This is a genomic window from Paenibacillus sp. 1_12, assembly GCF_900114475.1.
Taxonomy (GTDB): Bacteria; Bacillota; Bacilli; order Paenibacillales; family NBRC-103111; genus Paenibacillus_S.
In genome coordinates this window covers 225,782-251,506 of the sequence record NZ_FOTE01000003.1, presented here as the reverse complement: position 1 = coordinate 251,506, position 25,725 = coordinate 225,782, and the positions used below count along the sequence as shown (strand labels likewise).

Annotated in this window: 23 protein-coding genes; 6 read left to right on the top strand and 17 right to left on the bottom strand. The window is 42.4% G+C overall.

Going from position 1 to position 25,725, the window contains the following annotated elements; translation table 11 throughout:
• Window positions 1–60 precede the first annotated feature (60 nt).
• The 13 genes from BM210_RS08750 to BM210_RS08690 form a co-directional block, all read right to left on the bottom strand.
• On the bottom strand, window positions 61–810 hold the full coding sequence (locus BM210_RS08750) for a glycosyltransferase family 32 protein (RefSeq protein ID WP_091167145.1): 750 nt from the start codon (window positions 808–810) through the stop codon (window positions 61–63).
• A 333-nt stretch (window positions 811–1,143) separates the two neighbouring features.
• Window positions 1,144–2,961, bottom strand: a complete 1,818-nt coding sequence (locus BM210_RS08740; RefSeq protein ID WP_091167141.1) for an ABC transporter ATP-binding protein — start codon at window positions 2,959–2,961, stop codon at window positions 1,144–1,146.
• A 12-nt stretch (window positions 2,962–2,973) separates the two neighbouring features.
• On the bottom strand, window positions 2,974–4,161 hold the full coding sequence (locus BM210_RS08735; RefSeq protein ID WP_091167139.1) for a nucleotidyltransferase domain-containing protein: 1,188 nt from the start codon (window positions 4,159–4,161) through the stop codon (window positions 2,974–2,976).
• 12 nt (window positions 4,162–4,173) lie between these two features.
• Window positions 4,174–4,635 carry a lasso peptide biosynthesis B2 protein gene (locus tag BM210_RS08730; RefSeq protein ID WP_091167137.1) on the bottom strand — a complete coding sequence of 154 codons (462 nt, stop codon included), beginning with the start codon at window positions 4,633–4,635 and terminating at the stop codon, window positions 4,174–4,176.
• A 37-nt stretch (window positions 4,636–4,672) separates the two neighbouring features.
• On the bottom strand, window positions 4,673–4,978 hold the full coding sequence (locus BM210_RS08725) for a lasso peptide biosynthesis PqqD family chaperone (RefSeq protein ID WP_091167135.1): 306 nt from the start codon (window positions 4,976–4,978) through the stop codon (window positions 4,673–4,675).
• A gap of 3 nt (window positions 4,979–4,981) precedes the next feature.
• A complete protein-coding gene (locus tag BM210_RS08720; protein WP_091167133.1) occupies window positions 4,982–5,911 on the bottom strand; it encodes a phosphoenolpyruvate carboxykinase (ATP) in 930 nt (309 codons plus the stop codon).
• A 100-nt stretch (window positions 5,912–6,011) separates the two neighbouring features.
• Window positions 6,012–6,167 (bottom strand): paeninodin family lasso peptide, encoded by a 156-nt coding sequence (locus BM210_RS34260; RefSeq protein WP_143101017.1) that lies wholly within the window; start codon window positions 6,165–6,167, stop codon window positions 6,012–6,014.
• Between the two features lie 14 nt (window positions 6,168–6,181).
• A complete protein-coding gene (locus tag BM210_RS08715) occupies window positions 6,182–8,122 on the bottom strand; it encodes a lasso peptide isopeptide bond-forming cyclase (RefSeq protein WP_091167132.1) in 1,941 nt (646 codons plus the stop codon).
• 251 nt (window positions 8,123–8,373) lie between these two features.
• Window positions 8,374–8,868 carry a S24/S26 family peptidase gene (locus BM210_RS08710; protein ID WP_091167130.1) on the bottom strand — a complete coding sequence of 165 codons (495 nt, stop codon included), beginning with the start codon at window positions 8,866–8,868 and terminating at the stop codon, window positions 8,374–8,376.
• Window positions 8,869–9,018: 150 nt separating this feature from the next.
• Complete coding sequence (locus tag BM210_RS08705) at window positions 9,019–10,731, bottom strand: hypothetical protein (protein WP_091167129.1); 1,713 nt, start codon at window positions 10,729–10,731, stop codon at window positions 9,019–9,021.
• Window positions 10,732–10,748: 17 nt separating this feature from the next.
• Window positions 10,749–12,041, bottom strand: coding sequence for an efflux RND transporter periplasmic adaptor subunit (locus BM210_RS08700; RefSeq protein WP_091167127.1), 1,293 nt, complete (start codon window positions 12,039–12,041; stop codon window positions 10,749–10,751).
• Between the two features lie 55 nt (window positions 12,042–12,096).
• Complete coding sequence (locus BM210_RS08695; protein ID WP_091167125.1) at window positions 12,097–12,762, bottom strand: CpsD/CapB family tyrosine-protein kinase; 666 nt, start codon at window positions 12,760–12,762, stop codon at window positions 12,097–12,099.
• Window positions 12,743–13,504: a YveK family protein gene (locus BM210_RS08690; RefSeq protein WP_177237717.1), complete on the bottom strand. Its 762-nt coding sequence runs from the start codon at window positions 13,502–13,504 to the stop codon at window positions 12,743–12,745. The genes BM210_RS08695 and BM210_RS08690 overlap by 20 nt, the downstream gene beginning before the upstream one ends.
• 334 nt (window positions 13,505–13,838) lie before the next feature.
• Between BM210_RS08690 and BM210_RS08685 the strand changes: the two genes are divergently transcribed.
• The 4 genes from BM210_RS08685 (at window position 13,839) to BM210_RS08660 (ending at window position 18,809) form a co-directional block, all read left to right on the top strand.
• Complete coding sequence (locus BM210_RS08685; protein WP_091167122.1) at window positions 13,839–14,129, top strand: hypothetical protein; 291 nt, start codon at window positions 13,839–13,841, stop codon at window positions 14,127–14,129.
• A 344-nt stretch (window positions 14,130–14,473) separates the two neighbouring features.
• Window positions 14,474–14,842, top strand: a complete 369-nt coding sequence (locus tag BM210_RS08680) for a helix-turn-helix domain-containing protein (RefSeq protein WP_091167121.1) — start codon at window positions 14,474–14,476, stop codon at window positions 14,840–14,842.
• Window positions 14,843–15,738: 896 nt separating this feature from the next.
• Entirely contained in the window at window positions 15,739–17,316 is a 1,578-nt protein-coding gene (locus BM210_RS08665) for a glycoside hydrolase family 26 protein (RefSeq protein ID WP_177237716.1), read from the top strand.
• Between the two features lie 200 nt (window positions 17,317–17,516).
• On the top strand, window positions 17,517–18,809 hold the full coding sequence (locus BM210_RS08660) for a homocysteine synthase (RefSeq protein ID WP_091167116.1): 1,293 nt from the start codon (window positions 17,517–17,519) through the stop codon (window positions 18,807–18,809).
• Window positions 18,810–19,012: 203 nt separating this feature from the next.
• On the opposite strand, the gene BM210_RS08655 is transcribed toward BM210_RS08660, so the two are convergent.
• Window positions 19,013–19,318 (bottom strand): DUF2325 domain-containing protein, encoded by a 306-nt coding sequence (locus BM210_RS08655; RefSeq protein WP_091167114.1) that lies wholly within the window; start codon window positions 19,316–19,318, stop codon window positions 19,013–19,015.
• 487 nt (window positions 19,319–19,805) lie between these two features.
• Here BM210_RS08655 and BM210_RS08650 point away from each other — a divergent pair, with 487 nt between their 5' ends.
• A complete protein-coding gene (locus tag BM210_RS08650; RefSeq protein ID WP_091167113.1) occupies window positions 19,806–20,135 on the top strand; it encodes a PadR family transcriptional regulator in 330 nt (109 codons plus the stop codon).
• On the top strand, window positions 20,132–21,439 hold the full coding sequence (locus BM210_RS08645; RefSeq protein ID WP_091167112.1) for an FtsW/RodA/SpoVE family cell cycle protein: 1,308 nt from the start codon (window positions 20,132–20,134) through the stop codon (window positions 21,437–21,439). The genes BM210_RS08650 and BM210_RS08645 overlap by 4 nt, the downstream gene beginning before the upstream one ends.
• 151 nt (window positions 21,440–21,590) lie before the next feature.
• On the opposite strand, the gene BM210_RS08640 is transcribed toward BM210_RS08645, so the two are convergent.
• The 3 genes from BM210_RS08640 to BM210_RS08630 all read right to left on the bottom strand — a co-directional run bounded on the left by BM210_RS08640 (window position 21,591) and on the right by BM210_RS08630 (window position 25,308).
• On the bottom strand, window positions 21,591–23,549 hold the full coding sequence (locus BM210_RS08640; protein ID WP_091167110.1) for a dihydroorotate dehydrogenase: 1,959 nt from the start codon (window positions 23,547–23,549) through the stop codon (window positions 21,591–21,593).
• A gap of 166 nt (window positions 23,550–23,715) precedes the next feature.
• Window positions 23,716–24,498: a hypothetical protein gene (locus BM210_RS08635; protein ID WP_091167109.1), complete on the bottom strand. Its 783-nt coding sequence runs from the start codon at window positions 24,496–24,498 to the stop codon at window positions 23,716–23,718.
• A gap of 30 nt (window positions 24,499–24,528) precedes the next feature.
• A complete protein-coding gene (locus BM210_RS08630) occupies window positions 24,529–25,308 on the bottom strand; it encodes a tryptophan-rich sensory protein (RefSeq protein WP_091167107.1) in 780 nt (259 codons plus the stop codon).
• Window positions 25,309–25,725: the final 417 nt, after the last annotated feature.

Genomic DNA, 25,725 nt, shown 5'->3' with positions numbered 1-25,725 from the left:
TATCTTGTTCTATATAATCATCAGCATCGACGAAGCCGGTAGTTGCCAATGCTGCTTCATTCAAGAGTACGTTCTTGAAACCAGTTTTCTTATTCTCGCCATATTGTTCCCACCTATTACAGTAGCTGCGATCCATTTGAGGTTACTTTTCAATCTTTCTTTTGGAGATAACCAGCTTTTGTAATAATAATGCATGGTGTAGGTGTGCTCAGTTGTGAATTTACGACAGTTAATATAATCATAGGGGGAGAAGTAGGTTTGCGGATAAAAGGTTCCCAGACCAACTAATTCCTGATACTCCCCATTGGACTGTATACCCATGATTTGCAATATTTTGGTTATGATAGCTACATTGGTTAATTCATCGTGGCTACCATCTTGTTTAATAAAACTTTTATCCTGGTAACTATCCAAAAATAGTTGTATCAGCTTATTTCCTTTAGCCGCTCCTATGGTGCTTGTTGCTATATAATTCTCTTGTTCGAAACCCCAAAAGGAATCGTGATGCAGCAGATCATCAAAAGACTTGAATACTTCCACGTCTGTATCCATATAGATGCCGCCAAACGTATATAAAGCGTGCACCCTTACATAATCACTTACAAAAGCAAACTTTTTCGATTCGTAAGCCTCTCTTACATAAGAATTACAGTGAATATCAAAATTTTGCTCATTCCACTCTATAATTTCATACCCGGATAGCTTCTTATGCCAGCTGGATATACACCTCTTTACGATGTCCGGTTTTTCCTTGCCACCGAACCAACAATAATGTATAATTTTCTCTATCTTTTGGCTATTTGGTTTCATCTTTATTGCTCCTAATTGTCTCTTGGTCTGCACGATCTTTACAATGTACACATTGGTTTGCAACTGGAATATTTATTTTATAAAAACCGGTTTTCATTATCCCTGTACATAGCTTTTCATCAACCAACTGATTGCATTCCATACAATAGACCATAGACACTAATAAACCACCGCCCTTTTCAAAAACAGAATAAAATTTTACATTGAACGATATAGTTTCCAATAGAGAACGATAATATAAAATTTTTTTGCCAAATATGCAAATTTTAAACGTATATACTACCATATTAGTTCTTTATTAAGAACGTGTCAACAAAGTTTTACAACTATTCACTATTTAAATGCACTCACCTGCGCATGCCGGAATTGACTGCCCAATAAGCTGGCAAACAGCCCACCTCTATCTTCAGCCAGCTGATTAAATACCCCTTTTTGAACGATTTTTCCCTTATCTAATACGATCACTTGGTCAGCATTTCGTATCGTCGATAATCGATGGGCAATAACAATAATCGTCATCTTCCCTTTTAAGCGATCGAGTGCCTCTTGTATTTTCTCCTCATTTTCTGAATCTAAAGAACTGGTAGCTTCATCCAAGACAAGGATAGATGGTTGTCGTAAAATAGCTCTAGCCAGAACAAGACGCTGCCGTTCTCCTCCAGAAAGCCTTACCCCGCGGTCTCCAATCAAAGTATCCAGCTTCTGAGGCAGCCTTCTTACAAATTCAGCAGACGCTGAAAATTGCAGCGCTTCCCACATCTGTTCTTCACTTGCATTCGGTTCAATCATCAACAAATTTTCTCTTATGCTCCCATTAAATAAAAAAGGATCCTGTGGGACATAGCTAATGGCTCTCCGATACGATAATAAATTTTTACTAGTTAGTGGGCTTCCATCTATGAACACTTGCCCGTTCGCAGGCTGCATAAGCCCCATTAAAATATCAATTAACGTACTTTTACCGGCGCCGGAACGGCCCACAATTGCTGTCATACGATTTGCAGGGATTTGAACATTAATATCCTGGAGTGTAAAGGGGGACTCATCTGTATGGTAGCGAAAGTACATATTCGTGCATTCGATTCCTCGTTCTATAGTCAATGGCTTTACGTGTTTATAGGCTTGCTCCACATTTTGGATTTCCACGGCTTTATTACATTCCTCCTGCAAGGCCAGTAAAGATTTAAAAGCAGGAATGCTTGCAGCAAGTTGTTCCAGATTGGATTGAATACCCGTAATTCGCGGCCATAGCCTTGAAAAAATAAGAATAATTAATAATAATTGCCCCGGCTGGGCTTGAAATAGCTTTACAGAAATAAAAATAAGAAGAGCAATAAGTATAGACGACGCCACTTTATAAAATAGTTGGGAATTGTTTTTTAATTTGTTATAACTAAGCTGCTCTTGCTCAATCTTTCCGCACCATATTTTCAGCCAATTATATCTCGATTCTTCTAACGTATTGCTTTTAATATCTTTAATCCCGTTAAAATGGTCTGTTATGCCACCGAGATAGCTCCTTGCGATCTCCGAAGTTCGGTTCCCCAGCATTCTTGATTTTTTTATAAAATGTCTGGAAAAATAGGCGAGTACCAAACCGGCGAATAGTACGAAAAGTGTGATGTGGGTAGAAAGCCATAAGGCAATTCCAATCTGGATCAAAGTAAAAATAATGGAGGTTGCAAACTGAAGAAATAGATGGGTTCCATTCACAACACGCCCTAATTCATCGGTCAATACATGGATAAGATCCGACTTTCTTTTGTTGATAAAAAAGGACCAGTTAGCCTTTAATAAAGCATCATAGGTTTCCAATCTGATATGGTTTGTAAAGCGTATCATAATTTTTAAATTTCGAAGGGTTACATTTTGCTGAAAGAGGGATTGAAGAACTACCAATAAGATATACAAACCTAAGATTAGGGGCAAACCAATGGTCTCAGGTATATTGTGCAGGTATTCAAATATCGGCGAAGCGGGGTTGGAGCCCATATCTACATTGACAATTCCGCTTATACTAATCATAGGGATTAACAGAAGAATGCCAATACCCTCCAAGAGACTGACTAAGACCATCCCCAGGAGATTCATATACAGGATTCTTCCAGAAAAAGAATGCAACTTTTTAGTAAAGTACAAGAGTTGTTCCACTTTTATTTCCCCCTATGATAATACGTGCTTTTTCGTTTTCCTCCAGGCCCATAAAACAGGTCGTAATGGAAAATATAGAAAATGAAAATGCTTAGGTAATGGTAATGCTTCTGAATCCTCAGGATAAGGATATAAAAAGCTCATAACGAAAAAAAACTTTTGCAGATTGGACATTAATGAAAATAAATGGCGTCTATGATACTTGTATACATCCTCTGGAACAGGATTAGAATGTAAATTCACCATTCTTTCCATATAGAATATGGCCTCTTGAGCTAAACGCCCGGGGCGATTTCCGACTATGATTGGTTTCATTTCTTCATCCATTGGAGTTTTTAATAATTGTGAAGCTAAAATAAGCGCTTGGCCTCCAAGATGAAGGTATTGATATTTATTCAATAACCTGTTGAGTTTTCCCCAATCCAGCTTTTGTCTTACAAGTTGATGAATATCTACCAACCAACGTAGTCGAGACCAGCCATGACGTGCTCCATGAGAAACAAGAAATAAAAACAGGTCCTCTCTCCCCAAATAATAAGTAGGAAAATGGGTAAGAGAGCTTTTTCTCTTCCGTCCCCAAAGCTCCTCAAATTGCGGTTCCTTAGATGGACCAGGGCTTAGTCTCCAATGAATTTCCAGTGTAATTTTTTTGCTAGAATGGTAATAGGTTTTATGATGATGCCTCCACTTCCAATCGTTCAACACGGTTAGTATTTCATCATCCTTCACATAACCTTGCTTGAAAAGAAGCTTTTCTACTCGATCCAGATCATCTATAGAGATAAGAATATCCAAATCACTGGAGGTACGAAGCGAAATATCTCCATAAAGATCTACAGCAAGTACAGGACCCTTCAAGAAAAGAGTACGAACCTCGTTTTCCGTAAACGATTTACTGACTTGCTCCATTTCTGCACTTAAGTGAAGCATTTGCAGCGTATTCTTTTTGAATTTTCGATGCAAAACTTCAAAGACATAGGCGGGAATCAACGTCTCATCCAACTCTTGCAGCCTTACGTAAATCAATGAATATATACGATGATGTATGGCTAATTTAAGAAAATGATCCCAATCTATATGAACAAACCGTTCCTTATCGATTGCCTTAAGCTCCTCCGTGTTTTCCATCCTGATGATTTCAAGCTGCAGCTTCAGCTCTTTAGAAACCTGGTTTACATCAAGCTCATAATCATTAAACATCGTATTTCACCTTCAAATTTTTTGGCATATAGTTCTGGCAAATTTACCTACGACAATGAATTTCTGCATTTCTTCTGCTCCCGTGATGTAAAAAGGGCCGCTGCGCAGCCATGCATGAGCAATCATTTTTCCGCTCTCATCTTTCGCTGTTCCTAAGTAAAGGGTACTCTCTATTTGACGCCTCTCTAGCATTTTCATTCCGGCTATTGCTCTAACAAGGCATTTGCTTTCCCAAAACGTGTGAGCGCTAGTGATATGTATAGCTGTAGAAATATGGGTTAATAACTTGCTGTTGGATGGATTGTTGCTTAGAGGGGTTTCATTCATAGGAACGCCTAATGTAGAAGCTACCTTAGCAAACGGCATTGATTTGAGAATACGGGCCCATCCCAAATAAATAAATGCCTCTATAATTAAAAGCATGGTTGTCATCTCTAATGAGAAAAAAGTTTTTATTTTTTTTAAGATATTCATTTGTACTTCCCTACTTCTATTGAAATATGAGAGTGGGTTATATGCTGATCGCTTCTCCAACAAGAATTAAATCATTCGCCAATAAAACTTCCAAAAAAGAAATCACTTGTTTTTCACACTCAGGTTGTTTTACTTCATATTCAGACATGAGGACGGCAATCAATTCGTTAACCGTGATCTGCTTCTCGATATGATCCCATATGCTTCCGCCTATTTTACCCAAATTGTAATATTTTCCGTTGTTAATGCTAAGCATCACTTTCTCTCCGCCCATGCTGCTCACGATGTATCCTTTACCTTGTACAACGGTATCGTTTAATGAAATTGTTTGTTGTTTAATCATGTATTACTCCTCCTTATGAATTGCAGCTAAGATTAAGGTTGCCAGTTGGTGGGCGGTAAAACCAAATGCGGGTCGACGCAGCTGAAAAAATTCAATGGTATCCGCGATACTTGCAGAAGTATTAAAATGCCAGTCCATTAAACGTAAACCCGGGATAAGAAAATTACGGTAAGTATGGTAGGAAAGAACACGCAATCGTTCCAGTCCTTGGATAGGATGAATTTCAACCTTCGCATTTACTGTTTTTACTAGTTCAAACACACCGCCAAGGGGTAAGGGTTCATTAAAATATTGGGAGGGAACTGGAACGCAATACTTCGTTTCTCTTCCATATATAGAACGATACGGACCCATTTCCATTCCAAGCTCTACCAAACTTTCTTTCCATAGCTTTTGCTGAGGATAAGCAGGGGTAACAAGTGGAGTCAGATTTTGTGAAAAAGAAATGGCTATCACATCATCGCTTAAAAGCTGATACCCTTGATTTAAAAATGTTGTTGCCAGCGTTGATTTTCCAGCCCCTGAATCGCCGATAATAATGTATGCCTTACCATCAATGGCTACCGCACTGCCATGTAAAGGAAATATTCGCCTCTGCATTAATAATGCACCCATACAGGTTCCAAGGATGTAAAGCCGACTGATTTCCTCATCGTATCCTCTTCCGGGTGACACCGTAATTTTGTTGCCATCTTGGATCGAAAATATAGCAATATCGGGGACATCCAGCATGACTAGATTCTCTGTAACGACATACTTGCTGTGTGGAGAGGATACCTCACGCCATAGCTTGGATACATCCGCTTTTTCAATCAAAATATCTGCTGAATCCCCGAGTGCCCCCTGTTGTTGAGGCAATTCCGGCAGGACAATTTCACTCAGCACCGTCAATCCAAAGGCTTTATACATCACATGATTTAAAGTCTCTAACAATGATCTCAACTCCTTATCATTGACAAGGTTTGTTTTATAAAAAACCCTCATACATGATGATCCTGTATAAGGGCGACGTATACAAAACCCATGAAATTAATTAAGAAACATGATGGGCCGCTACTTGTCCTTGTTCACCAAGAGCAGCATTGTAGCCCTCATCATATGCCCCCCAGTTCCCACTTGCCATTGTCTCTTCAACATTAAGTATTTCCAATTCTGGCGTTTGCCATTGTTTCTTTTCATTAGTTAACATAGTATCACCTCCTCTCATGCAAATTTTTTAGTAAATCGATGGATAATCAAGCTGAACATTAACAGCTGGTATTCCGGATCAAATGAATATTCGGGCCGTGGACCTTGTTTAACCTTGGAGATGGCTGCGTTGAGTACTTGTGTGTTTATGAGTTCAGCCATCATGGGGTCTACCTTAAGCTGCTCGAGCTCCTCGATAAAAGCATTCCAAACAGGGGACATACGGTGAACACAATCTGCACCCTGGACGCCTCGGATTCGTTGATTTAATCGAACCTTATCAGGCAAAAAGCTTTCCGTTGACCTTCTGACTAATGCTCGATCCAGCCCGTTTTGTACATATTGATCTTCTGGTACCGATAAACAAAACCGAATAACGCGAATATCATTGGTTGGGTCACGTTTCCATAACGAGTAACGCAGAGACAATTTTGTACCCAATGTGCCCGTTGCATTCCAAGGAAATACTTCTTCAAAATGCCTTTTTCTTGCATCATATATATTACTTTTGGATGAGCTGCTTAAGACGTGCATACCATGATCTTTCAGCTTATCGAAAACGCCTGTCCGCTTAGCCAACTCCGGATTAATAAGCATAGGAGGTTGAAACGATTCCTCTTTGTTAAAAACTCGGTTAACAATTGGAAATGCGATTTTCCCGATCATGGGCAGCCTTCGCAGCCTGCTTCCTCCAACATTCATACTATATTGATGCAATTCACGGAAAAGGCGAATCCATTTGAGTCTTTTCAAAAGAATAGCGTAATAATCCAAAGCAGATCCCCAAGAGATGCTTAAATTTCCTCTGCCCCCATTTAATAGCACGCCTATTCCTTGATCATGGGATTTTTCAAAAATACCTTTAATCCAATTTGAATTGGCAAAGCACTTATAAGGCATCTCGATCATATCGAGCCAATCGCTAACTTCAGACAGTGGATTGATTTCATTAAAGTCGTAATAATGATCCGTAATATTTCCTACATGCTGTACCGTCGATTGAATAAATGGTCTTTCGTCAGCCTGCAGATATCCAGGTGTCCAATCTATAAAATCATCGGGTGGCACATAACTAAATGTGTGTAACGACTTATTCTTAGCCTGCAGCGCTTTTGCAGCGAAACTTACGACAGAACCCGAATCCAATCCCCCACTTAAATGAGCACCAACGTTACGGTAGGTACGCAGCCTTGAAGATACTGCACTTTGGAACACCTCACGAAATGCTTCTACATATTCTTGATTGGACTTGAACTTCAGTTGTTCCCCTGTAGTTAAGGTACAATATCTTGATCTCGTTACCTGATCCCCGACTATGGTGATGCAATGGGAAGGAGGTAGTTGCTCTATATGTTGATATGCGGTTATAGAAGTATCTACCGCTTCATTCATACCAGGTATGGCCATATATTCCGCCATCCATTGTTCATTTAATTCCCTCTTCACATAGGGTAACGACAGCAAGGGCTGGATCACTGTGCAGAAGGCAAACTGCTCCTGATTTCTAAAATAATAAAGAGTACGGCTTCCAGAAAAATCTCTTGCACCAAAAAGCTGCTGCTTTCTTTCATCCCAAATCATGAAGGCAAAATCGCCAACTACATATTTGGGTGCATCTACACCCCATTTAGAGTAAGCAAGCAGAATCAGTTCGCTGTCAGACATCACTTTTCTCCGAGTATACTCCACTTGCAACAGATCAAATAAATCATTACGGTTATCAATTATCGCATCAGCAGTGATCGCCAGTTGTCTTTCTGAATCGTAATAAGGGATCTGCTCGTAGAGTGATTCAGGTGTAATAAATTGCGCGTGACAGCCAAGAAAGACTTTCTCGCTTTTCCATGTATGCACATAGTCGGAAGGATATTTCTCTAATCCGCGCATTAATGTATGGCCATGTTCAATACTTACAGGGTTTTGATCGAAATGATATATTCCGGTTATGGCGCTCATGCTTTCCTCCGCAATGCTTCATGTTACAAGCGATTTGGTTTACCATACAAACGTTCTTGTTTAAGAACATTTGTATGGAATATGCGCAATATTTTGATCATAATATTTTGGAAGTCACTTATACCACTAGAATCGTTCTTTATAAAGAACGATTTCAGAATATCATCTTCTCCCTCTACTGTCAACTATATTCTAAATGTTCTTATTTTTTCCTAATTATACGGTATGAGCTGTAAGGTTAAATTGTACGATTATGTATTTGCTTTTCCTTTTAGATACGTTCTCAATAAAAGGGATAATACGGGTAAAGTAAGTATCAGTCTACCCCAAAGCTGCGGAGCCCAGCCTTCCGCACGATAAATCATTGTCCCTTTTCGAATCCAAATCAGTTTTCCAATAATTTGTTTCTTTCTAACCGGCTCATCATAACCTATGCTCGTATCGCCTTTAAAAACGTAACAAAGCTCATTATTTATTAATTTGAATTGACATAAGCGATGTGCGATTATATTTCCATCTAATGAATAGAACACAGCAATATCACCTTTTTTCAAAAGCAAGCTGTCAAATGATACAAAACGGCACACATCCCCTTCCCGAATGAAAGGAAACATACTATTGCCATGGGCGGTAAGATCAAGCCTCCCATGTTTTCGAATAGCTAGCGAAATAATTTTCGTCGTTTCCCCGCTAGCCCCCATGCATAAGAAGTCCCCATTGGTAATAGTACCATCCTCCGCAATCATGATATCAACTCCCCTATCGAATTTTAATTACCTTAAGACTTGAATCGTAGATAGGGTCAATGGCAATAACCCATTGACCCTGAACAATAATATGCAAATCCAATCTATTATTGGGGACGTTCTGGATTTGCAATATCATATAATCCCTTACTACTTGAATGTGGCGATCAAACGTTCAGCTTCGCCATAAGACGTATCGATTGTTTCATAAATACGAAGTGAACGTGAGAATTCCCATATTTCCGAATTGAAATTAAATGTCTGCATACCACTTACAAATCTATTCTCTCCAGTGAATGCAAGGGTCTTCGATCCTATGACCTTACCTTGCGAGTCCACAAGCTCCATCTTCATTTTAGGGAAGCTTTGATCTACCACGACTTCTTCCTGTAGACTGATATCCAAATCGACTTTGAGCCTGTAGGTGTTATCTTTGGCTATGCCCATAAATACATCTACTGCCCAGTTGTTAATCTTTACATTGAACGGATAGAACAGCAGCGCTGTATCCGTATTTTGCAGTTGGACTTGAGTCTTAAACATGGCTATTGGGATTTTATATGGGGTGATCGATTCGCCATCTTCTATTTCCATTGCCAGTTGTCCGCCGCTTTCTGTACTGGGCAGCACAAAAGAGTAATAGATCACATAGCTTACATTAGGAATCAGGGTTTCCACTATCGTCGTCTGTCGTGTTCCCGTGTATTTGTTTCCATTAGCACTCATCAATTCCGCCTGAAAACGAGGAACGGGCATCGGACGATCGCTTAGATTCTGCAGCTTGAATTTGGCAACAGCCACTTTAAAGCCGCCTGCCGTGCTTGTATGCATTTGAAGGGACGACATGGAAACGGCAACCTCCGATGGAATGACCTTGTTTAACGGATCAAGCTTGATCCTGTTGTTCCATACGTACGGCTCCAATTGATCCATGAGTTGAACAGCATTCCTGTCATCCGGCAAATTAATAGTCAATTGTCCGATAGAGTAACGAATAATCGTTTTTTCATCTACCGTATAAGCTTCGGGAGTCAGAACCGATAAGCTGTTCAGCTTCACTTTGTCACCTGCCGGAATTGCATAGTGAATATAGCGTTGTTCTCCCGGTTCAAGTGTTATCGTTCCCTGCTCCAACCTTTTTCCGGTATACAGCTTTTTGTTCGATTTGCCGTCGACGCGAAAATCGGGTATGGTTTCTTTCAAATCACTCTTGTTAGCTGCAAGAAGCTCGACGATTGTCATCGGTCCCTGCAGCGTATTCTGCTCAGTTAAACGAACTGCCTTATATTCAAGTGAAGTAGACAAAACAGAGATCGTGAAAGGGTCCCCCCAGCTTTTAATTGCAGCCGGATCGGAAGAAATGGCATCCCTCCCCCTCCACTCTATAGAAGAAACAGGTATCGCTGCAATCGTCTTCTCCTGTTTAGGAGAAGCATATTCGTCAACATCTACCCAGACTAGCTCAGACAAGGAGAAGCTGTCTTTCCTATCCAATGCAACCATATAACTTAATTCCACTGTTTCTTTCGGTTGAATAGCGATCACGTTTGCCACACTCGAACGTAAGTTGTATTCTATGCCTTCTGTTGTCCTGGCTCTAGCTTCCAAATCGGGAACCCTTGTTAGTTTCGATCCTTCATTATACAATCGGACAACTGCGATGATGGTTGCTCCTTCAGCGGTTTGCTCATTCAGAACACTTTTTACAGCTGCTTTAATTGAACTTGTCAAATGATACCCTTCCGGTGCGGATGAAATGGAAAGCTCGGGTTCAATCGCCATCACATGCAGCGGTACCGTGGGAATAAACAAGGAGACTAATAAAATGAACGTCATTATCGTTTGTTTCCACATCATTTTCAATTATGTTCACTCCAGTTTCATTTTGGTACTTCCACGGCAGCCCTCTGCACCTTCTCTTTGTCTCTCAATTGATTCGGGTTGGATATGACGACCTGTTCGCCTTCTTTAACACCAGAGAGCACTTCTTGATCAGGCTCATTCACCCGGCCAAGCTGCACCTTGCGCTTTTCAACCGAATCTCCCGCTAGCACATATACAAAGGAATCTTCTCCTTGTTTGACGATGCTGTATGTAGGAATCGTTAACACGATTTGATCCTGCTCTTCGGTCAACTGTAACCATACCTTCATTCCGGGTTTCAAAGTCATCTCTTTATTGGGCACGTCCAGGTTGATTTCGTACGCCTTCGTATCAGGATCGATAACCTTGGAGAGGAAGCTGACCTTTCCTCTATACTTTTGTGTCGTTCCTGGCAAATAGTAGGTTAATTCTGTTTTACTGCTTACATATTTGGCTTCATCAGCGGTTAGCAGCGCCTTAATTCTAATCGGATCAAGCTTCTGAATGACACCGATTTTGCTCCCTGCTTGCAGCGTCATTCCCGCTTCAAGGGAAATCCCCATTAAAATTCCGCTTGCAGGCGATTTAATTTCAAGGTAGGACAAGGATTGTTCAAGCTGCTGTAGAGAGAGCTGAGCATTTTTGAGCTGCGTTTCCATTTCTGGCAGAGAGGCACTTGAATCTTGAACGCTTTGCCTTTGTCTTTGCTTCATTTGATCCAGATCCATTTGGGCATTCCTCAGTTGAACATCCATCTGATAGAGCTGGGCTTTGGTAGCTAACCCAACCTCATAGTCATTTTTCAGTTTATTGTAATTTCTTGTCATGTCGCCCAGTCCCATTTCCAGCTTCAGAATAGAGTTGTTTAATTCTCGTTTCTGGGTTTCCATCTCTTTTCGAGCCTTTTCCCGCGAATTATTGATTGACGTCTGAATTGTTTCAACGGCAAGTACTGCCCTTTCCTTCTCGAATTTGGCATCGGCCGAATTCACCTTGACGATGACTTCCCCTTCTTGAACCGATTCTTCACGGTTTTTCAGCACCTTCTCGATATCTCCGCCAGCTTTCGCTATAATGTCAAATTGAACCGAGGATTGAACGTCCGCAGCACGCTCAACCGGATCTCCAATTTTTTGCTTAGCCACTTTATACACCTTTACGCTTTTCAACGGCTGCTCCTGCACGGCGGTATTAGATTCGTGATTTAATGGAATCGTTTCCGAGCATCCTGCAATGATTGTAAAACTCAGCGCCAAAATGCTGACTGTCTTCAAGACTCGTCTATACGGTTTTCGTCTTTTTTTTCTCATCTGCTAAGAGTCCACTCCTAACATAAATTTATTAAGTCCATCTGGATAACTCCCACTATGAATAGTCATCCGCATCCTGAGTATTAATTTTATTCAAAACAACCCCTATCAGCTTAGCCTTGGCGAGCATTAGCTCATCCTTTACCTTCTTGCCCTCCCTGCGTTTGACTTTGCCATATTCGACAACAAGCAGGACACCATCACACTTGGAGGCCACCACCTTCGCATCGGTTAGCATTAATACCGGAGGGGTATCGATAATAATCAGATCGTAGCTGTTCTTTAATTCTGCCAGAAGCACATTCATCTGCTTTGATGCCAGCAATTCAGACGGATTAGGCGGGATCGCTCCCGCTATAATGATGGATAAGCCATCTACATACGACTCATGTATGATTTCGTTCATAGAGCTTCTTTCGTTAAGAAAACTAGTCAGTCCCCTGCTGCTGTCCCCCCCAAAGGCAATGTGGACGGACGGCTTACGCAGATCAGCGTCAAGCAAAACGACTTTCTTTCCCATCTGTGCATACGCAACCGCCAAATTTAGCGCCGTTGTCGTTTTACCTTCTCCTCGATTTGCTGAGGTAATAGCAATTGTTTTTACCTCATGTTCAAAATCAGAAAACTCAATATTAAACCTTAAGGATCGATAGGCCTCCGAAGTTAACGAGTTGGGATTAATTTGCATCAAAATCGGGGGACTAGTGGATGGTTTTGGCATAGTTCTCGTCTCCTGTGTGGGTTCGGAATTTCTTTTTTTTAGGTGACTTCAACTCTTTTTTCTTTATCTTAGGTATGTAAGCAATAGTGGTAAGGTCCATCGCTTGACGAATATCCTGGTCTGTTTTCAACGTATCATCTAAAGATTCTAACAAGATAATGATTCCGATTGATACCAATAAGGAAGCCACAAAGCTAAGAATGATGTATTGGTTGGACTTTTTATTGATGGGTAATGGATCATCCTGCAGCTTCGCTCTATTCAATATCGTGATGTTATCAACCTTCATGATTTTGGGGATTTCCGCTTGGAACACATCCGAAACGGCATTGACAATTTTTACAGCCTGTTCATGGGAATAGTACTGGACAATGATAGTCATTAACTGTGTTTCATGTAAGTCGGATACTGTAGTAATATAACTCAGCTGCTCTGCAGATAAATTGATATCTGGATACCGTTGAACGACTTTGTCCATAATCGCTGGGGTTTTAATAATTTCTTTATACGTATTCATGAGTGCGAGATTCGTACCGATGGCACCATAGTCGATTCGTTCCTTGCCCATCTGGTCTTTTTCTCCAATTTTGTTGACAATTAATTTTGTGGAGGCTTGATAAAGCGGTTTATAATTATTAGTACTGTAAACGGCAGTCAAAGCCGTACATATAAAAACGATTACAACAACAAGCCACAAGCGCTTCTTTATAATAACTAAGTATTCTTTAAGATTGATCTCCACGATTCCCCTCCAAAGGCAGTCATCTTTCCCTGTTTACTGCAATAAAATGATAATAATGATACTTTTTGTAACATTGACTACATTACTAACTTTATGATACTTATTGTATCGTGTCAACCTTATTTTTTTATTTTTAGTCCATATTGTATCGAGATAAATAGATCCGGAGCATAAAACCAGAACTATTCAGGATGGTCGAACTTATTGTGAATCTGGAGGTTTATGTCGGAAACAAAATTTGGTAATTATTAGTATTCAAACTCTTAAATTTGATGTATGATTCTTTATAAAGAACATATGATTATATCAATAATTAAAGAAGGAGGAGCTCGCCATGAATAGGTTAAAAAGGGTAGTATGCATCGTTTTGTTTTGCAGTGTGATGACATTTCCTACAGCAGCCTTCGCAGCCAAAGACAATCATTCAGATCCTCATAATAACAGCTACGACCAAACGATTATTAATAAGATTTTTTCATTTGTTTCAAGCAGTAACAATTCCAAAGACGATTTAAAAGATTTTTGGAATAAAAACAAAGACGCCAAGGATTGGTATGAGAATAATAAAAACAATCGCCCTATTGATGAATCTATTGATATCTGGAAAAAATGGTATTGTAACTAATTGATCCTTCTATTAAGTAAAAGGACAAGAGAGGCACTACGCTCCCTTGTCCTTTTTAGTTTTCGATCAGCAGCCTATCGATGTACAAATGGATACTCACTGCAATTCTTTAAGGTGACCCGTTTGATCCTCATAAGGATGGCAATAATGAGTTTCGCATATCGTTTAATAACCTAAATAGTATCTTTAATTTTTGGTACTTTACGTATCGTCATTTATAGGTTAATATACAAAATGTAACAAGTTAACCGTTTTCGACAACTTTCTTTTATAGTACAATTAGTGATATAACAGAGATAAGGCTTGCCCAATGTAGTGTGGGTGTGAGGAGGACATGACATAATATGAAATATGGGCATAGAATTGCAGATCTTCGGGATGAAAAACACTTAACCCAAGAAGAGCTAGCCGTGAAAGTTGGGATAACACGCTCAGCCCTATCTCACTATGAGAATAATCGAAGAGAACCCGATTATGAGACCATTCAGAGAATTGCTGACTTTTTCGCCGTATCCGTCGACTACTTAATGGGCCGCAGTGAAGAACTCAGTCGTTCTGTGAACGAACACGCTAAAGAATTTGTCAGCCATTTAGAGCTTTCAGATCAAGCGGTACTGGACAAATTCACATTGACGATTGATGGCAGAGAGCTGACTTCAGAAGAAGCCACTCGGTTTATCCATTTCATCCGTGCGCAACGGTCGTCTAGCTAAGCGATAAGCACATCACCATTTTTTTATTGTGCAAGAGCCTATGTTTCCCAATTGGGGCATGGGTTTTACTTGGTTACCTGCTGAATGGAGCTGTTCCCAATTCTTTATGATACGATTCCGATAACAGCTCGAATCCTTTTGGGAAGGGAACATTGTTGTGAAATTTCTTTGTGCAATCCAGTACGTTCGACTCTTGTAGCTTTTCTATTGAGAGATTGAGTTCAGCCATAATTGCATAAATATCCACAGTAATCTTGGAACCTATCATTAAAATTCCACTCTCCATCCCATATTCATAATTTCACTTTACTTTAATTATTATAATAGAGCCTTTCAAAAAAGAATGTCACTTGATGGTAATCATTTCAAAAAAATATGCATTATTTTTGTCGAAATCAATGATTTCCATAAATCTTTATCATTCTATCCTAACAAGTCCAATTTTACGTCTTCCTTAGCTGCTGATTCGATGGGTTTCATGCTATACTTTCGATCCTACGTATAAGGTATATTATTCTCAGCTCATTATTATGTTTAAAATTGTATATATAAAAGAGGTATTCCCATGAAAGAGGATAGCGACAAGGCTTCAGCCAAATTCATCATCAACTGCATCAAATGCGTTCATTACTATGTAACTTGGGATCCTGCGTTTCCCAGAGGCTGTAAGGCCTTCGGCTTCAAGACAGCTGAGATGCCCTCCACGCTCGTCAAAAGGTCCTCCGGTCACCCTTGCCTAAAATTTGAATCCAAGTCATGATAAGCTGTGTGTTGAGCATATTCGATGCAGCGGCAGCTCTCAAAAATCTTTCTGAAGTTAAGCCCTATCCCGTACTTTTTTAAGATATAATGAATCATATACTTTATGGCTAAGGGATTGCTGGGGGATGCTGCATATGAGAAAAATTGTGTTGGTAGCTGCATGTTTATTATTAGGTATTGTTGCCTATTGGGGGCAGCAGCGCTGGCAAAATGCTTCATTGGCCATAACGACGCTTGCAGCGGAATCTGATCCGCCCAACTCTACCCTTACCTGGTGGAGCACCCAAATTGATAGTGCCGTGGAGAAACAGGAATGGCGGCTTGCAGCCGATTATACGAGCCGGAAAGCGGCTTTCTATAGAGATAAGAATGAGCTCTCACAAGCGGATACACTGGAACAATTAAGCCGACAATATGCTGACAAGGAGCCCGACAAACTGCTGATGCAGTCTGCTTCGGAGTCCGCTGCAATTTCAACAGACAGTCATGTCACCTTGGAAGCCTATGTAAGCGTTCCGGCAGCCCCCCATGCGCAGCTTGCTAAATTCGAGCCAGTGACTGGCGTTTACCTCGGTATGCTCGGAGCCGATAAGCGTGTCGCTTTTAACTGGAAGCAGATTGAGCCGGTATACGGTCGTACCCATGCGATGTATTTGACCTATGTCGGCTGGCGTAAGGTACAGACCCAGACGAATTCGTATTTCCCCATACAGCAGGCCGATAATGTGAAGGCGATGGGCGGCTCTTTGCAGATCGGTTGGGAGCCTCGTTATGGCTTGGACGATGTGCTGGATGATGAATATGTGCGTACGTTTGCGAAGGAAGCCAAAGCATCGGGAATTCCCGTGTTTCTGCGTTATGCCTCAGAAATGAATGGAGCCTGGGTACCTTGGTACGGAGATCCTGTCAAATATATCGAGAAGTTCCAGCTTATTCATAAGATCATGAAGGAAGAAGCACCGAATGTCGTCATGGTCTGGTCGCCCAATTTTATGCCGATGGATAACATTGATGCTTATTACCCTGGTGACGATTATGTGGATTGGATCGGTTATTCGCTTTATGCTATCGATGGTCCACAAAGTGCGAGTGACGACAAGAGCGGATTTTTGCAATCATTCCGTCCTCTAAGCGAAGCCTACCCGAATAAACCGATTATGATTTCGGAAAGCGGCGTGTCCCACTATAACCTGATCAAGAATGAAAGCTATGAGCGTTGGGCCGAGGATCAGCTCGGCGATTTATATGCCTACTTGCCGCGGCTGTATCCAAGAGTAAAGGCGATCACCTATTTTAACTTCAGCAAAGAAAGAGCAGTCCGAAGCAACATGGAAGCCGTATATGATCTTGGTGAGAACGCCTTCGCCGATCGTCTCTACCAGCGATTAATTCAGAGTGACTTTTATTTGAGTCAGGTAAAAGAACAAGCCCAAACCAAGGAAAATATCATGTATAAGCCGCTCACGCAAGCAAGCAGAAGCAGTGTTCAAGGCAAACATAAGGTGTTCACTTACGTGTCCATGCCGCATAGCGATCAGCCCTTTGCTGTAGGATATTCACAAGCAGGCAAGCAGCTCAGTATCTCCCACGAGCTGCCATGGGAAGTCGATTTGGACTTTGCCAAGCTTGATCCTGCGCAGCCGCTAACCATTACTGCTTACAGCCGCAGCATGGAGAAGTTGGCCGAGCAGCAGGTCCCGCTTCCCAAATAAAGCGGACATCCACATACCATTCAAAGCCTTCAGCTTCATGCTGCGAGGCTTTGTTCTGTTTTCGTACGGATACTTCTATATCATTGCTTGAATAGGCATAACCTAGGTGGACCTTCTCTTTTAATTTATTGGAAAATATGAGAAAATGAATAGGTTCGTTAAAACCAAGTTACTTCATAATCACGAGGAGGAATTATTCAATGTCTGAGGAACGCAAGCTAGGTCTTGAAACATTAGCTGTACATGCTGGACAGGAGATCGATCCGACTACAATGTCCCGCGCAGTCCCTCTGTATCAAACCACTTCATATGGTTTTCGTGATACGGATCATGCCGCTGACTTGTTCGCTCTTAAAGAGTTCGGCAACATTTATACACGTATCATGAACCCAACTACGGATGTTTTTGAGAAAAGAGTAGCTGCCTTAGAAGGAGCTCCTGCGGCACTAGCTACAGCCTCCGGACAAGCAGCCATTACATATTCGATTCTGAATATTGCTGGGTCAGGCGACGAAATCGTCTCCGCAGCCAGCCTGTACGGCGGGACTTATAACCTGTTCGCAATCACACTGCCTAAGCTTGGCATTAACGTTAAATTCGTTGATCCCTCCAATCCGGAAAATTTCCGCAGTGCCATCACGGACAAAACCAAAGCGATCTTTGCCGAGTCGATCGGTAATCCTAAAGGGGATGTTCTCGATATCGCAGCCGTTGCCGCGATTGCTCATGAAAACGGTATCCCGTTAATCATCGATAACACGTTCCCGAGCCCTTACCTATGCCGTCCTATTGAGCATGGTGCTGACATTGTCGTGCATTCAGCAACTAAATTCATTGGTGGACATGGTACATCCATTGGCGGTATTATCATCGATGGCGGTAACTTTGATTGGAAAGCAAGCGGTAAATTCCCTGGCTTAACTGAACCGGACCCAAGCTACAACGGTGTAGTCTATACGGATGCAGTGGGACCGATTGCTTATATTATTAAAGCTAGAGTTCAGCTGCTTCGCGACATGGGCGCCTCGATCTCACCATTTAACTCGTTCTTGCTATTGCAAGGTTTGGAAACGCTCCATCTGCGGATGGAACGCCACAGTGCCAATGCGTTAAAGGTAGCTCAATTCCTTGAAGCTCATGAGGCAGTGGAATGGGTCAGCTATACAGGCTTGCCAAGCCATCCTTCTTATGAGCTTGGGCAAAAGTACTTGCCAAAAGGCCAAGGCGCAATTATGACCTTTGGTATCAAAGGTGGAACTGACGCAGGACGCCGCGTTATCAATAACGTGAAGCTGTTCTCGCATCTGGCCAACGTAGGCGATTCCAAGTCGCTCATTATCCATCCGGCAAGCACGACCCACGCACAGTTGAAAGAACAGGAGCAAATCGCGGCAGGTGTTTCACCGGGCATGATTCGCTTGTCCATCGGTACAGAGTCCATTGATGACATTCTGTACGACTTGAAGCAAGCGATCGAAGCTAGCCAAGGTTAATTCTTATAGAAGCTTACTCTAAAAAGGAACTGTCGCTGACAGTTCCTTTTTTCTGACCGACAAAAGAAATCAGATAACGAATCCAAGCTATTAGAGCCTTGAATAGGTCCATCCATTAGAAGTTTTCGCCTAACGATAGTGGACACCAAAAAGCCCCGATAATTTCATCGGGACTTTTTGTTCTGATTTTCTTTTATCCACTACTAATTTTCCATAAATTTACATACATGCTCGCAGGAGCACAATGCTTTTTGTACGGAACACCATGATCTTTTGGCATAATAAATCGGTAATTCCTGATCTTTCGCCTGCTGCTTGATGACCTTGGTTAAATTATGATTAATGTAGTCGGTCAACACCAGTACAGCATCTATTTTCTCGGGTATTCCTTTGCGTACTGATTGAGATTTCCGCCCCGACAAATGCATAACGTCATCAAAACCTATATTTGCTAACTGCTCCGGCATATTCCCTAAATGATCGGCACCTACAACCAATAACGATGGCATTCTTAATCCTCCTATTTGTTTCTGCAGTTTATTTGTGTGTATCCGTGGCTCGCCCCGCGAATTTCCCTTTCAACCCCATTGATTCATATGTATGGTAATCCCGCATACTCCACCAATAGCATACAATTAACGTTAATGTTACAAACAGTATTGGCAACAATAAGCAAAGCAGTAATACCATTGGGAAATATCCTCCTTAGGGATTGATCTAAACCTGATAATGATTCTCAATTTGTTGATAATTAAATGATAATGGTTCTCATTCTCATTGTCAACTATTGTTTTTATATGTTCTCCCCCTTGGATCCACACAAGTCTTATAGAAGTACTACATAACTCGTAATATAAGTCTTTTTGATAAAATTTGTTTTGTTAATGGGCAGCTGTTATACTATACATAGATATTCGATGCATTGGAACTCAATGCTTGACTTACGGCAGCTGCAGAGCACAGCGGAAAAACCCATATTTTATGAGGAGGTATACCATGGTTAACAAAGAGCTTATGAAGGGCAGTACTGCGATGCTGATCCTGACTCTGCTTGGGCGCAAGGAAATGTATGGCTATGAAATGACCAAAGAGATCGAAAGCCGATCCAGCGGTCTATTCACCTTTAAGGAAGGAACCCTCTATCCCATTCTACATACCTTGGAGGCCGACAAAATCGTCGAGTCGTATTGGAGTGAGCAGGAAGGCCGTAAAAGAAAGTATTATCGATTAACGGACAATGGAAAAAAACAGCTGCAGACTAAGCAGCAAGAGTGGAATTTGTTCCGTACAGCTGTTGACCGTGTGATTGGGGAGGGTCAAGCATGAAACAAATCGGATATGAGGAAGCAGTGAGGCTGTATCTGCAAAAGGTGTGCAAGCAAGTCAACGCGAAGGAATTGCACCCTGAAATTAAGCTGGAGCTGCAAAGCCACATCCTTGAGCTGGTAGAGGAACAGGTATCCGAAGGCATGGAGCGGGAACAGGCGATTGAAATAGCCATCCGCCAAATGGGTGATCCTCTGCTTGTTGGTGATCAACTGAACAAAGCTCACAAAGCCCGGGTCGATTGGAGCTTGCTTGGGCTTATCGGCATCTTTATTGGCATCGGAATACTGGCGATGTATGCTATTGAATTGGTTTCCGTGCGCAGCTTTTTCATTAATAAAATAATCTATTCCGCTATTGGCATCGTCTGTATGCTAGGATTGTGTTTTTGGGATTACAGGAAGCTGATCCCCTATTCAAAAGCTCTTTATATATTCATTTTGCTTGTCATGGGCTGGGGGTTATTATTCGGACAGCAAGTAAACGGCTCACATTATCTTTCACTTGGCTTTACGAGTATCAATTTCGTAGCCATTTCCCCTTTTCTGCTCATTATTTGTTTAGCGGGAATTATGGCTACCAGTTGGAAGCAGCAGATTTTCCCCATCAAAGCAGCCGTTTATGTGCTCATGCCGGGTTTTCTATACATTTTCAATAATTCATTAATTTCCTTGATGATCTATTTGACAGGTTTTGGTTTCATGTACTTTTCATTACGAAGGCATATAGGCAAGCTGCTCTGTTATATGGTTCCACCTCTGATCATGGCCATTCTGTTGGCAGGAACTACCCCTTATCAGATCAGTCGTTTTTTTACATTTATTAATCCATATAAGGACCCACTGGGAATGGGATATTTGGCTGTACAATCGATAGATGCCATACAATCGGCAGGCTGGTGGGGGCAAGGATTTGTTGCTTTCGATCGCAATTTGCCCACTATTGAGAGCGAGATGCTGTATACCTATTTGATTTATAGTCTGGGATGGATAACTGGAATCGGCATTGCGGCTCTGGCGCTCATATTCCTTATGCGATTGGCAGGTATAGCAGGCAAGGTAACTGATCCGTACGGAAGCCTGGCTGTTAAAGGTATTCTTGCTATGTTCACGATTGAATTTATATGGAGCATTCTCATGTCATTCGGCATGATGCCAATTGCGGGTGTAAGTATCCCTTTTATGAGCAACGGCGGGATGCTTACTTTGGTTCAGATGGGTTCGATTGGTTTCATTTTAAGCATTTATCGTCAAAAGGATACGATTCCTGCCCGTTCTGATTCTTCAAACCCGCTCTCTCCTTAAATCGTATACCCGATAAACCTCAATGCCAGCCTCTACGTATACTCATTACGCATACAAGCCAGTTTCCTGTTCAGGAGACCGGCTTGTTGTCATATTCCACACTTCTAACATCCAATGCATTTTCAACTGAGATTTCTTAGGTTTCCCATATTTAAACCTTCGCATGTTCTGGAGTGGCGGCTCGTGGGTCCTTCTGTCCCTGCATTAAATAGGGATAAAGAAAGACAAGTCCAAACACATACAACATCAGCGCAAAATAAGCAGGCAGTAAATGTACAAAATCGGTGTAACCTATCGTCAAATGCACACTGAGTCCGGCGACGAATCCAGGCAAGCCTCCCAGCAGGAAGGTCCACCACAGCCAGCGCTGACCCTGATTAATCCCCCACAGCGCAATCGTCAGAATTCCAATCGCATCTGAAAATAAAGCGCCTCCGAATCCTGCACGATCATGCGCAATCAAGGGCAGCAGCTTTTCATTAATTTCATTGAGCATGGTGGGTGTAGCGCAGAGGTACTCCAGATCCTGAGGCACAAAAACCGCAGTAATGCCTACCGTCGAGATCACAATGCCGCCAGCCGCTAACGCAAATCCTAGAGTCACCATCATTAGCTGTCCCCATTGGGCGAGCCTCCATGTCCGGTCGTTGATCAAATTCGGCCGTTCCCAGGAGGGAAGCTCCCTGTGACGGCGCATGGACATAATAAACATCGGGAACAGGATGAGTGCAGCCAACGCATGAAGCGGATCGAAATAGCCATGACCCAGGTAAAGGAAAAAACTGCTGAAGCCTACAGCGGCGGACGTGAACAAAGCGGTTCTCGTCCAATGCAGCCCTTTGCGCAATCCATATCGGGCAAGCTGATAATAGATCACGCCAATCGAGATCATCGTTCCTGCCAGCGTAACGCGATCATGCGACATAAATTGCAGCACAAACGGATTGGCCTCATCCAGCACAGACGGCAACATACCTAGAAAAGAAATATCATAAGGAAGCACAACCGATGTAGCTGCAATCATCCAGGCGAGCGCTCCGCCAATGATCATTCCGATGCCAAGCAGACACATCCAGCCCCAGTTCAGCCAAAAAGAAGGTGCTGGTGGTTGCTCCACTGTCCTCAGCTTTTCGTAAATGATCGCTTCGTTAATGCGCTTGGGCAGCCCCGGTCCCGAGTATACAAGTCCGCTGTGCAGCTGGACGTAATCAGCACCAGCATCCATAAGCTCCAGCGCGTCTAGAGGTTGATGAATTCCACCGGATGCAATAATACTTAATGAAGCGGACATGTTCTGCTCGCGGATGCAGCGGACTTTGTCGATACTGAGCGGCTTGAGGACAATTCCCGTTAAGTCCCCCTCTGACGTTCGCTGCATATCGCCAATTACAACACCGCTCCAGCCTGGTGACAAGCCTGCCAACAGAAGCTTGAGAGATTCGCGCGGATAGTCCACCGGAATATACAGGAACATCGGTTTTACTGTAGGCAGTGCGCGTACCGCTTGCTGCAAATCCTGCAAATGGGCTATTGCTGCTTCAATCGACCAGCTTTCATCGAGCGATTCGATATAAAAGCCTGCCGCATAATAAGAAAGTGATTCCAGCATGGTCAGCAACTCGCTGCGTGCTTCCACAGGCGTGCGGCCCGTTGTGCTTTTTACACGAAGCATAAGCGGCAGCGTATGTCCCTGGTTTCGCTCTAGCCTCTTCATGAGCTCATTCAAGCCTTCGCTGCTGCCCGCATCCGTATATATAATTGACTCGTTCACAGGGTCACGCTGTATGGGACATTCCTTATTTATATTTGCTTCGATGGTTACAGGCCCGATCTCTATAAAGCCGAACCCAAATTGCGCCAGCGCTTGATGGGCAGTTCCATCCGGGTCCAGTCCTCCTGACAATCCCACAGGATACTTCAGCGGTATACCTGCAAGCTGGCTTGCCAATATAGGCGACGCCTCCATATGACCCATCGTACGGATGATGAAGCTGCCTCCCGGCACCCTGCTCAAGGTTCCCATCGCCCGCAGCGTAAAATCTCTGGCAAGCCGGGACGGAAGCTGAAATAACATGGGACGAAATATCGTTTTATAGGACCAATCCGGCATATGTTTCACCCCAAGACATTCATAGTCCTTATACATTCAACTTTGCACAATCGATATCCTTTAATCGAAACACAACCAAAAACCCTTCAACCTCACTTGTGTAGTGATTGAAAGGGTTTAAACTGCAAGGTTTTGACCATATTGGAATAAGGCTTTGATCATGCTTTTATAATGCTTTTGTAAATGGTTTGCGGTGTTCGAGTTTGCTCTGACCTAACAGCAGTATGATCGTTAACAGAAGCAGTACACCTGCTGCACTCCAAGCTGTGTAAAAGATCGTATCGTTGTATGAATTCGCAATCCCAATCGCTGTTACACCCCACATAGCAGTTAAAATAAAAGCAGAATCACGAAATTTCATTCCTGTTACTACGGCCACCATCACTATGATGAACAGCATTAGAACCGTCCACACCGTACCGGAAAAGTCAAAATCACCGCGATTGAACTCTTGTAAAGTTGCCGATATCCGAACCATTGTCATGACGAATACCCAGCTCAAATAGACGCTAAAGGGCACCTGCACCAGCCAAAGAACTAGGGGATCGGATGACCACCCGTTAGGCCTTGTACTGGTGTATATCACTATTAAAGATAACAACAGGAGCATCATCGCTACTAACGACGGCACGACGAATAAGTAGTGCCACAGCACAAGTGATGCGATATTGAACAGGCAGCTGATAGCAAACCAAGGTCCAATTTGTCTAATCTCTTCTTGCTTGTACATACCGGAAAGAAGTTGTACGATCACGAAGCCTGCAAGAAACATGTAAACTGCTCCCCAAAGTGCGAGTGCATAAGGAGCTGGATTCATGGCAACGGGAAACATCGCTGTAAGATCACTTGCATTTAGTCCATTTAACGGTCGTGCATTGGCAACCCAATTATACAAAAGCACAGCGAATAGTGCACATACTTGAAGCCAGCGAAGTACAAATGTGGTCATCCTTCATTCCCTCCCTTTATACTATTACCTCTATATGCGAACACGCTCATGATGACGGATAAATCCAGCCTTCCCTGCAATTAGCCAAAGTGTCAATATCAACAAAAGCGCCGCGCCTCCCCATGCACTGTACATAATCACACTATCCGTTTTATTGGCAACCCCGATAGCGATTAATGCCCAAACAGCAACTGCAGTAAACGCAGGGTCACGGTAGCTTGAACCTATGATAAGATTCAATACAACCGCTAACACTACGAGAATGACGGTCCATGTCGTGCCGGAGAGCCCCAGCCCATTCCATTTCAGATTGTACAATACGGCTGCGGCATTCACGATGGTAGCAATGGATATCCAGCCAAGATAAATACTGAATGGAACTTGTACAAACCAACGAATCGAATTGTCCGAGGACCAGCCATTAGGCCGTGTCATGGTGTAGATTGCAATCAATGAGATTAACAGTCCAATCATTACAAAGATGGAAGCGGTCGTATACAGATATTGCCATACAACAATCCAAGCCATGTTGAACAAGCAGCTGATGATAAACCATGGACCTATCCGTTTGATCTCTTCATGTTCCCGTTTAGACAGTAAGAATTGAAGAATCGCAAAACCCACCAGAAATGCATAGATCAGACCCCAAATTATAAAAGCATACGGAGCCGGTGTAATCTGAACAGGAAACATCGCGGAAACCTGTCCTGTTGTCAAACCGTTAATGGGAAGCGCATTCGCAAGGTAGTTCACATAAAGCACAGCAACTAAAGAAATCACGTTCAGCCATCTCAGAGCCACATTTGTCATAGCAAATCCTCCTTGTCGTGCTTTGTACACGGCCTGAAGATCCTGACTACTCAGGAAAATCGAGCTGCAAAGCTTGTCGCACAGCTACTGCTAGCAGTATATGTCCTTATGACAGCAGACATACTGAGAGCACATGTTTTTTTCCTATACAATTTAATAACCATTTCGGCCGTTCTCTAATCGATCTTCTTCATTAATGAACATAACAAAACCCGCTTCATGCCGCAAAAGAAGCAGCATAAAGCGGGTTAGTGTGTCTGTTGTAAGCCATGTAAAGAGAGCCAACAATGATCAGCTTAGACCATATAAGATGAACCAAAGAAACATACAGCCCAAGCGGAGAAAGCAGACCCTTCTGGAGAAACAAAGTGTTCGCCTTTGCAGCGATTGGAAGAAGGGGTCTGCTTTCGCAGCGTC

Bases quoted from the DNA above. Each gene is read 5' to 3' on its own strand.
- BM210_RS08750 (WP_091167145.1), bottom strand. From the start codon at position 810: ATGAAACCAAATAGCCAAAAGATAGAGAAAATTATACATTATTGTTGG.
- BM210_RS08735 (WP_091167139.1), bottom strand. From the start codon at position 4,161: ATGTTTAATGATTATGAGCTTGATGTAAACCAGGTTTCTAAAGAGCTG.
- BM210_RS08730 (WP_091167137.1), bottom strand. From the start codon at position 4,635: ATGAATATCTTAAAAAAAATAAAAACTTTTTTCTCATTAGAGATGACA.
- BM210_RS08725 (WP_091167135.1), bottom strand. From the start codon at position 4,978: ATGATTAAACAACAAACAATTTCATTAAACGATACCGTTGTACAAGGT.
- BM210_RS34260 (WP_143101017.1), bottom strand. From the start codon at position 6,167: ATGTTAACTAATGAAAAGAAACAATGGCAAACGCCAGAATTGGAAATA.
- BM210_RS08715 (WP_091167132.1), bottom strand. From the start codon at position 8,122: ATGAGCGCCATAACCGGAATATATCATTTCGATCAAAACCCTGTAAGT.
- BM210_RS08710 (WP_091167130.1), bottom strand. From the start codon at position 8,868: ATGATTGCGGAGGATGGTACTATTACCAATGGGGACTTCTTATGCATG.
- BM210_RS08700 (WP_091167127.1), bottom strand. From the start codon at position 12,041: ATGAGAAAAAAAAGACGAAAACCGTATAGACGAGTCTTGAAGACAGTC.
- BM210_RS08695 (WP_091167125.1), bottom strand. From the start codon at position 12,762: ATGCCAAAACCATCCACTAGTCCCCCGATTTTGATGCAAATTAATCCC.
- BM210_RS08685 (WP_091167122.1), top strand. From the start codon at position 13,839: ATGAATAGGTTAAAAAGGGTAGTATGCATCGTTTTGTTTTGCAGTGTG.
- BM210_RS08680 (WP_091167121.1), top strand. From the start codon at position 14,474: ATGAAATATGGGCATAGAATTGCAGATCTTCGGGATGAAAAACACTTA.
- BM210_RS08665 (WP_177237716.1), top strand. From the start codon at position 15,739: ATGAGAAAAATTGTGTTGGTAGCTGCATGTTTATTATTAGGTATTGTT.
- BM210_RS08660 (WP_091167116.1), top strand. From the start codon at position 17,517: ATGTCTGAGGAACGCAAGCTAGGTCTTGAAACATTAGCTGTACATGCT.
- BM210_RS08655 (WP_091167114.1), bottom strand. From the start codon at position 19,318: ATGCCATCGTTATTGGTTGTAGGTGCCGATCATTTAGGGAATATGCCG.
- BM210_RS08650 (WP_091167113.1), top strand. From the start codon at position 19,806: ATGGTTAACAAAGAGCTTATGAAGGGCAGTACTGCGATGCTGATCCTG.
- BM210_RS08645 (WP_091167112.1), top strand. From the start codon at position 20,132: ATGAAACAAATCGGATATGAGGAAGCAGTGAGGCTGTATCTGCAAAAG.
- BM210_RS08640 (WP_091167110.1), bottom strand. From the start codon at position 23,549: ATGCCGGATTGGTCCTATAAAACGATATTTCGTCCCATGTTATTTCAG.
- BM210_RS08635 (WP_091167109.1), bottom strand. From the start codon at position 24,498: ATGACCACATTTGTACTTCGCTGGCTTCAAGTATGTGCACTATTCGCT.
- BM210_RS08630 (WP_091167107.1), bottom strand. From the start codon at position 25,308: ATGACAAATGTGGCTCTGAGATGGCTGAACGTGATTTCTTTAGTTGCT.